This window comes from Microcystis sp. M31BS1 (assembly GCF_020245285.1).
In the GTDB taxonomy this organism is placed as follows: Bacteria; Cyanobacteriota; Cyanobacteriia; order Cyanobacteriales; family Microcystaceae; genus Microcystis; species Microcystis panniformis.
This window is the reverse complement of the sequence record NZ_JADBVE010000023.1, coordinates 1-6,293: the sequence shown is the minus strand read 5'-3', so window position 1 is coordinate 6,293 and position 6,293 is coordinate 1. Positions and strand designations below refer to the sequence as shown.

Below are 6,293 nucleotides of genomic sequence, written 5' to 3'. Positions count from 1 at the left end.
TGAAATGGGGCGAAAGTCTGTGGACTCTGTGTAAGACAGTACATGGTTTTTTAACTGTGGTATGCGACGGTGGTGGAAGCAGAAACTTAAATCGTGAGGTTTAGGAATCGCCGCACTTTTAGGGCGGCGAGGATGTCAAAACTCTAATCCTCGTGCTTTCCCCGGTCTTTTCCCAGGGCTGTGGGGCAACCAAGTGGAACCCGAAAGAAGGGAACGGTCAAGATACAATGCTAACCCTTACTCGCACTGACAACGGCAAATCCATCACCATGCAGGTCAACGACCTGCTGCTACTGTCCCTCGACGAGAATCCCACCACTGGCTTTCAGTGGGCGGTCGGTGGTGTCGGGAGCGATTTAGTGAAGCTGCAGGCCTCTGAGTATGTACCTGCCATAGAGTCGAGAGTCGGCGGGGGCGGTCAGAGAATCCTGACCTTTAAAGCGCAACGGGCTGGGATAGACCAACTAAGGCTTAAGCTTTGGCGAGAGTGGCAAGGAGAACCGTCAATTGTCGAACGATTTACTGTCACGCTCCAAGTCCGAGAGTAAAGGCTTCTCAGATAGCCAAGGGCCAGTGAGTAACGACTTAGGAGGAAAGGAAAAATGAGTGAAACATTTGTAATTCCTGCAATGGGATGGTTGCCCGACTATCCCGATATTCGTGATGTTACTTTTCAATCTGAACGCGTACCGTCCAAACTGCAAGCTTTGGGACAGCCATCTGTCAAGCAAATGCTGGCCAAAGTGGGAGCAACGACATCTGCCCCAGCAGCGCTACCAGCCAGCGTGGACTTGAGGCCGTGGTGTTCCCCCATGGAGGATCAAAAAACTATCGGTTCTTGTACGGCCCACGCCGGGGTCGGACTGGTGGAGTATTTTGAGCGGCGAGCTTTTGGCAAACACATAGATGCCTCGCGCCTCTTTCTTTACAAAGTGACGCGCAACTTGCTCAAATGGACGGGAGATACGGGGGCATTCTTGCGCTCAACAATGTACGCCCTCACCTTGTTTGGCGTACCACCAGAAGAATACTATCCCTACAATATCGCTGATTTGGACAAAGAGCCGTCGGCATTCTGCTACGCTTTTGCCCAAAGCTATCAGGCGATTTCCTACTACCGCCTCGATCCGCCCGGGACGGCAAGAGACGCACTGTTAGCTCGGATTAAAACCGAATTGTCGAAAGGTCTGCCCTCGATGTTTGGCTTTACTGTTTACAGTTCTATCAGTCAGGGCAACACGACCGGCAAGATTCCTTACCCGACTCGGGGCGAACGGGTTGAAGGCGGTCACGCGATCGATGCAGTTGGTTACGACGACAACCTCAAGATCAAGAACACCAATGCCGGTGGCATTGAAACCACCGGTGCCTTGCTGATTCGCAACTCCTGGGGGACTGCCTGGGGAAGCGCTGGCTACGGCTGGCTGCCCTACAAGTACGTCCTCGATGGTCTGGCAACTGATTGGTGGTCGCTAATCAAGAGTGAGTGGGTCGATACGGGACAGTTCGGATAGGAGACCAATTCGATAAGGTGTGAGGGGCGAGATAAAGGCTTCTGGTGAGTTTTTTCAGAATAGGGGGGACGCTGGGAAAACTCACCGTTTGTTGAATTTTTTAGGGGAAGCTTTTTAAAATTCGCTGTAAACCTTATTCTGTATGTGAGCGGAATCGAGCTAATTAGCGATCGCCAAATGCGGTGTGGGTGGGTCAGTCGGTAACGGTGGAAGCGCGCAATGGAAAGTCGCTTTTGATTACTGTTCCGGCGGCGGCGTTGGTGGTTTTGCAGTAGTTAGGAGGGATCGGAGAGGAAGATTCTTGTGTAACTATTCAATAGTAGGTGGGTGGAATTAAATATAAGATGAACGTAGGTTGGGTTGAAGCATGAAACCCAACGCCCGCATGGGTTACGCTACCGCTAACCCATCCTACAAATAATTGTGCCTCCCTACTTAAGCACAGATGCGATCCTCGATCGCCACCGATTGCAGAAGTCTTTCCACGATCGCTTTAGCTTGACGACCGTGACTAGGAATCAGACGATGGCAGAAGACGTAGGGAGTAATTAACTTAACATCATCGGGGATAGCATAATCGCGACCTTCGAGGAAAGCGTAAGCTTGAACTGCTTTTTGCAAAACCACACAACCCCGGGGACTGACTCCTAAACTAATATCTTCGTGATCACGGGTAGCCCGGACTAAATCGACGATATATTGCTGTAAAGTGGGAGCTACCTGGACCAGACTGACTAATCTTTGCAATTCTCCCACCTGTTCTAGGGAAATACAAGCTTCTAGGGATTTAACCGTCTCTTGAGAATGCTGTCTCTGTAACATTGTTAATTCTTCTGTGGCGCTGGGATAACCCAAACTCAGGCAAACGGCAAAACGGTCCATTTGCGCTTCTGGAAGCGGAAAAGTGCCTTGATATTCGATCGGATTTTGGGTGGCGATCACAAAGAAGGGTTGGGGGACCGGCCGCGCTTCTCCATCGACGGTAACTTGTTTTTCCTCCATGACTTCTAGAAGTGCCGATTGGGTGCGCGGGGTGGCCCGGTTGATTTCATCGGCCAAGAGGACGTTAGCAAAAGCGGGGCCGGGGATAAATTCAAATTCGCGACTGTTGGGGTTCCAAATCGTGGTTCCCGTGATATCACTAGGAAGGAGGTCAGGGGTGCATTGTACCCGTTGGAAACGACCGTTGATTGAACGCGCTAAGGATTTAGCTAAGAGGGTTTTGCCGACTCCGGGGACATCTTCCAGGAGAGCGTGGCCACCACTGAGTAAAGCCACCAGCACAATGCGAATCGATTCGGTTTGGCCGACGATGCTCTGGCTCAAATTTTCCATCAAAATATCAATAGCGTCTCTCATAACACAAATGGGGGATTTTGTCAAGAAGATTAATGTTAAGTTTTCTTGATCTTAACGATTCTTTTCCCAATTTGCCCACACTAGCGAGGAAAGTTGACAGACAATGGCGGGAAATTTTCTGCTAGGGAGCTAATCGGGGTTAGGGTGGCGAGCAGGGAGAAAATTAGTTAAGAATTGTTGCCAGTGAGCGAAATCAAGATTTTCAGTCGGTTCAGTCTGATAAAATCAAGGAGAATTTCTCCTAATCAGTGAAGATGAAAGCCAGTTCGCTCGTTTTTAGTCTTGTTTTAGGAATCGCTGCCAGTACATTAACCAATAGTTTACCCGAAAATTTAACTTTCAATTCTCGGAAAATATTGGCTCAAGATCAGGCACCTTCCTGTCCCCTCCCTCCAGATATTGCTATCACTTTTCGCAATAGTGAATGTCAGGCAGTTACCCTAGAAAAACCCCAGACTTTTTTCCGTTATTATAGTGACGAAAATTACAAAAAAGGTCGTTTTCTGACCACGGATCAATATACCACCAATGTGGAGGTGATCAGAAATTTAGCCCTCGATCAAAAGTGGAATCCTCCCAATCAAGCGACCAAAGTAGTATCGGTGACTTTACCTGCGGGAACAACGGTTTATCAAGGAATTGTCGCCCCCCAGAATCCGGCTGATTGTTATCCCGGTGGTGGTCAGCAAACTTTTATTAAAGACTCGCGAGATGCCAATATACAATGGGGAGAGGGGCGAGCAATAACGGTTACATCTCTTTCCTGTCGCTAGAATATTATGGAAACGAACATGAGGGAATTAATTCAATCAATTGACCAAGCTATTACCGTGGCCGAACAGATGCGGAAAACAGAAAGATCGACTCGGATTGAGGGTTTAATTTCTGTCCTGAAAACCATCAAAAGTCAGGCTTTAGCTGGTCAATTACCACCGTCTCAAGGCATTGTTACCCTAGGATTAGCGCGAGAAGTAGCTGATTGGATCGATTCCCTTGATTCTCCTTTATTGAAAGCGGTGGGTAAAGTGGAAAGAGAATACCAAAAATATTAGGAGTTGTCGGTGACAGAAGTTAGAATTAACCGAGAGCGATCGCAGTCTATCTCGATCTGATTTTTTAATCGATCGAGAGAATTAAATTTCTGTTCTGGTCGCAGGAATTGCACTAAATCCATCGTTAAAATGCGATCATATACATTGCCCGACCAATCCAATAAATGGATTTCCACACTGATAGTTTTTCCCTCGATCGTGGGACGATAACCGATGTTCATAACTGCTGGTAAGCGAGAACCATCGAGATGCACCCAACCGCAATAAACCCCCAGTCGCGGCAATAATTTATCGGGGGGAACCTGTAGATTAGCGGTATGAAAACCTAATTGTCTGCCCAGCTGTTGCCCGATGACCACACGACCAGTTAAACTGTAGGGACGACCTAACATTTGTCCGGCTTGCTCAACATTTCCCGATGCCAAAGCTTGACGAATTAGGGAACTACTAATTCGACCCGTCCCACAGTTTTTTAAACCAACAATCTCGACTTTAATATTAAATTGAGAGGCGATCTGTAATAAATCTTCGGCTGTACCTTGACGACGATAACCGAAGCGGAAATCTTGACCAACACTGATCGATTTAGCCTGTAATTTTGCTACTAAAATCTGTTCGACAAAAGCCAAGGGTGTCAGGGAAGCTAATTTAGCAGAGAAAGGCAGTAAAACTAATTGTTTAACGCCTAAATTCTCTAAAACCTCCACCTTTTCCCCTAGAGGAGTTAATAACTGCCATTTTTCTCCCGTAAAAAATTCCCGCGGGTGGGGAGTAAAACTAACAACGGTGGGATAAGCGGGTTCATCCCGAAAAATTGGCTGTAGGACGGTTTGATGACCTAGGTGCAAACCATCAAAGTTACCTAGTGCGATCGCACTAGGGGCTAAAATACGGGTATTAGGAGAATCTACAATCCACACGCTGGCTCTAAGAACAGATACAAGAGAATAATTCAAGCGATTAATCTTGAGTGTAGCCTTTTGATTCTATATCAATCGGGCGATCAAGCTAAAAAAAAGCCCCCAATAACTTGGAGGCCTTTGGAAGTTTTAGCAAGTTGAACGTGAACGATCCCGGTGCGATCGGCCCGGCATTCCCAATCAATTGCACCAGAAAGATGAGGGAAACAAGCATTCATTAATTGTTCAGTTCGTTCTTGTTTTGGTCGTCTGTGGTTGTTCTTGCTGCTTTTGTGGTTTCCCAATCTGAATCAAGCATAAGTAGCTGGTTATAATTAAATTAAAAATTGATTTTAGGTTCGATCCCCCCTACCCCCCTTGATAAGGTAGGGTTGATTCATGAATCAACCCTACCCTTGATAAGGGGGGTGTCTGATAATTTTTAACGCCTACCTACTTAAGGATATTGTTTTTGTTTCTTTTGTTCTAATCCTGTTGCTAATCATAGAGCGATCCCGAAAGGATAAGGTTTACCATAGTAAGGTGGGGGATTTTTTTCCCACCTTATTTTATTTATTGTCTATAATTAAGATAATGACGGCTAATTTTGAATGGGATGAAGACAAAGCTAAGACAAATCTGAGAAAACATGATATTTCTTTTAATGAGGCTAAAACTGTCTTTGAAGATACCTATTCTTTGACTTTAGATGATCCCACTCATTCAATCTTAGAAGATCGTTTTTTGACAATTGGTTATTCTAGTCAAAACCGCTTGCTTTTAGTTGTTCATAGTCAAAAACAAGGAAACATCAGAATCATTACTGCTAGGAGAGTAACTAAACATGAAAGAAAAATCTATGAACAAAGTAATCAATGATCCCATCAAAGATGACGAAATGTTAGATGATTATTCTCAGTTTTTAACGGAGTCTCATTTAAAAAATGCAGTGAGAGGAAAGTATGCTCGTTCTTTAGGAGATAAGGATGCTTCTACCATTAAGATTATAGCAGAAAATGAAGAGAGATATGTTAACATGAAAACCATTGAAGTTGAAGCATTCGTTAACAATGAAGGTCAATTAACCGTACAAGTTCCTTCAAATTTAAAAGAAGGACAATATCAGGCTGTATTAATTATAGAAGAACCCAAAAATGAAAATCAATGATCTTAGAATAGTTGACACTCCCGTTGCCTAAAGGCGTGGGGATTCTTCATTCACGGGGAGATGCCTTGCAAAAGCAGTGCTTTTACTCGGTCTTACTCTCCCTCAGCAAAGCAGTAGCGGTATGCCCTACCGCCAATATTCGTAAACCTTCCGGGGTCGAATAATTAAAGTCAGTAAGAGAGTCGCCTCTCCTACTGCTCTACAAAACGGAACGTGACAATTTCTCGTCATTCCGCTCCTCAACTACACGGGGTTTGTCATTCCTACGTCATTACCAACATATCCTTTACCCAGATGTAAT

General features: G+C 45.4%; 8 protein-coding genes. 6 read left to right on the top strand and 2 right to left on the bottom strand.

Annotation, left to right across the window (positions count from 1 at the left end; translation table 11 throughout):
* The first annotated feature begins 152 nt into the window (after positions 1–152).
* Together IM509_RS01110 and IM509_RS01105 are read left to right on the top strand one after the other, a co-directional pair.
* Complete coding sequence (locus IM509_RS01110) at positions 153–548, top strand: protease inhibitor I42 family protein (protein ID WP_287716268.1); 396 nt, start codon at positions 153–155, stop codon at positions 546–548.
* 54 nt (positions 549–602) lie between these two features.
* Positions 603–1,514, top strand: coding sequence for a C1 family peptidase (locus tag IM509_RS01105; protein WP_052277576.1), 912 nt, complete (start codon positions 603–605; stop codon positions 1,512–1,514).
* A 435-nt stretch (positions 1,515–1,949) separates the two neighbouring features.
* Here IM509_RS01105 and IM509_RS01100 read toward each other — a convergent pair whose 3' ends face one another.
* Positions 1,950–2,873, bottom strand: a complete 924-nt coding sequence (locus IM509_RS01100; RefSeq protein WP_052277575.1) for an AAA family ATPase — start codon at positions 2,871–2,873, stop codon at positions 1,950–1,952.
* A gap of 254 nt (positions 2,874–3,127) precedes the next feature.
* Here IM509_RS01100 and IM509_RS01095 point away from each other — a divergent pair, with 254 nt between their 5' ends.
* Positions 3,128–3,646 carry a hypothetical protein gene (locus tag IM509_RS01095; RefSeq protein ID WP_052277574.1) on the top strand — a complete coding sequence of 173 codons (519 nt, stop codon included), beginning with the start codon at positions 3,128–3,130 and terminating at the stop codon, positions 3,644–3,646.
* Positions 3,647–3,652: 6 nt separating this feature from the next.
* Positions 3,653–3,925 (top strand): hypothetical protein, encoded by a 273-nt coding sequence (locus IM509_RS01090; protein WP_002761130.1) that lies wholly within the window; start codon positions 3,653–3,655, stop codon positions 3,923–3,925.
* On the opposite strand, the gene IM509_RS01085 is transcribed toward IM509_RS01090, so the two are convergent.
* Entirely contained in the window at positions 3,922–4,845 is a 924-nt protein-coding gene (locus IM509_RS01085; protein WP_052277573.1) for a bifunctional riboflavin kinase/FAD synthetase, read from the bottom strand. The two genes, IM509_RS01090 and IM509_RS01085, sit on opposite strands and share 4 nt — an antisense overlap.
* Positions 4,846–5,418: 573 nt before the next feature.
* Here IM509_RS01085 and IM509_RS01080 point away from each other — a divergent pair.
* Both IM509_RS01080 and IM509_RS01075 read left to right on the top strand, forming a co-directional pair.
* Positions 5,419–5,703 carry a BrnT family toxin gene (locus IM509_RS01080; protein WP_052278524.1) on the top strand — a complete coding sequence of 95 codons (285 nt, stop codon included), beginning with the start codon at positions 5,419–5,421 and terminating at the stop codon, positions 5,701–5,703.
* Entirely contained in the window at positions 5,669–5,992 is a 324-nt protein-coding gene (locus IM509_RS01075; RefSeq protein ID WP_185238069.1) for a hypothetical protein, read from the top strand. The genes IM509_RS01080 and IM509_RS01075 overlap by 35 nt, the downstream gene beginning before the upstream one ends.
* Positions 5,993–6,293 lie beyond the last annotated feature (301 nt).

What these genes read in the sequence shown, in the direction of transcription:
- IM509_RS01105 (WP_052277576.1), top strand. Translation starts at nt 603, where the DNA reads ATGAGTGAAACATTTGTAATTCCTGCAATGGGATGGTTGCCCGACTAT.
- IM509_RS01100 (WP_052277575.1), bottom strand. Translation starts at nt 2,873, where the DNA reads ATGAGAGACGCTATTGATATTTTGATGGAAAATTTGAGCCAGAGCATC.
- IM509_RS01095 (WP_052277574.1), top strand. Translation starts at nt 3,128, where the DNA reads ATGAAAGCCAGTTCGCTCGTTTTTAGTCTTGTTTTAGGAATCGCTGCC.
- IM509_RS01090 (WP_002761130.1), top strand. Translation starts at nt 3,653, where the DNA reads ATGGAAACGAACATGAGGGAATTAATTCAATCAATTGACCAAGCTATT.
- IM509_RS01080 (WP_052278524.1), top strand. Translation starts at nt 5,419, where the DNA reads ATGACGGCTAATTTTGAATGGGATGAAGACAAAGCTAAGACAAATCTG.
- IM509_RS01075 (WP_185238069.1), top strand. Translation starts at nt 5,669, where the DNA reads ATGAAAGAAAAATCTATGAACAAAGTAATCAATGATCCCATCAAAGAT.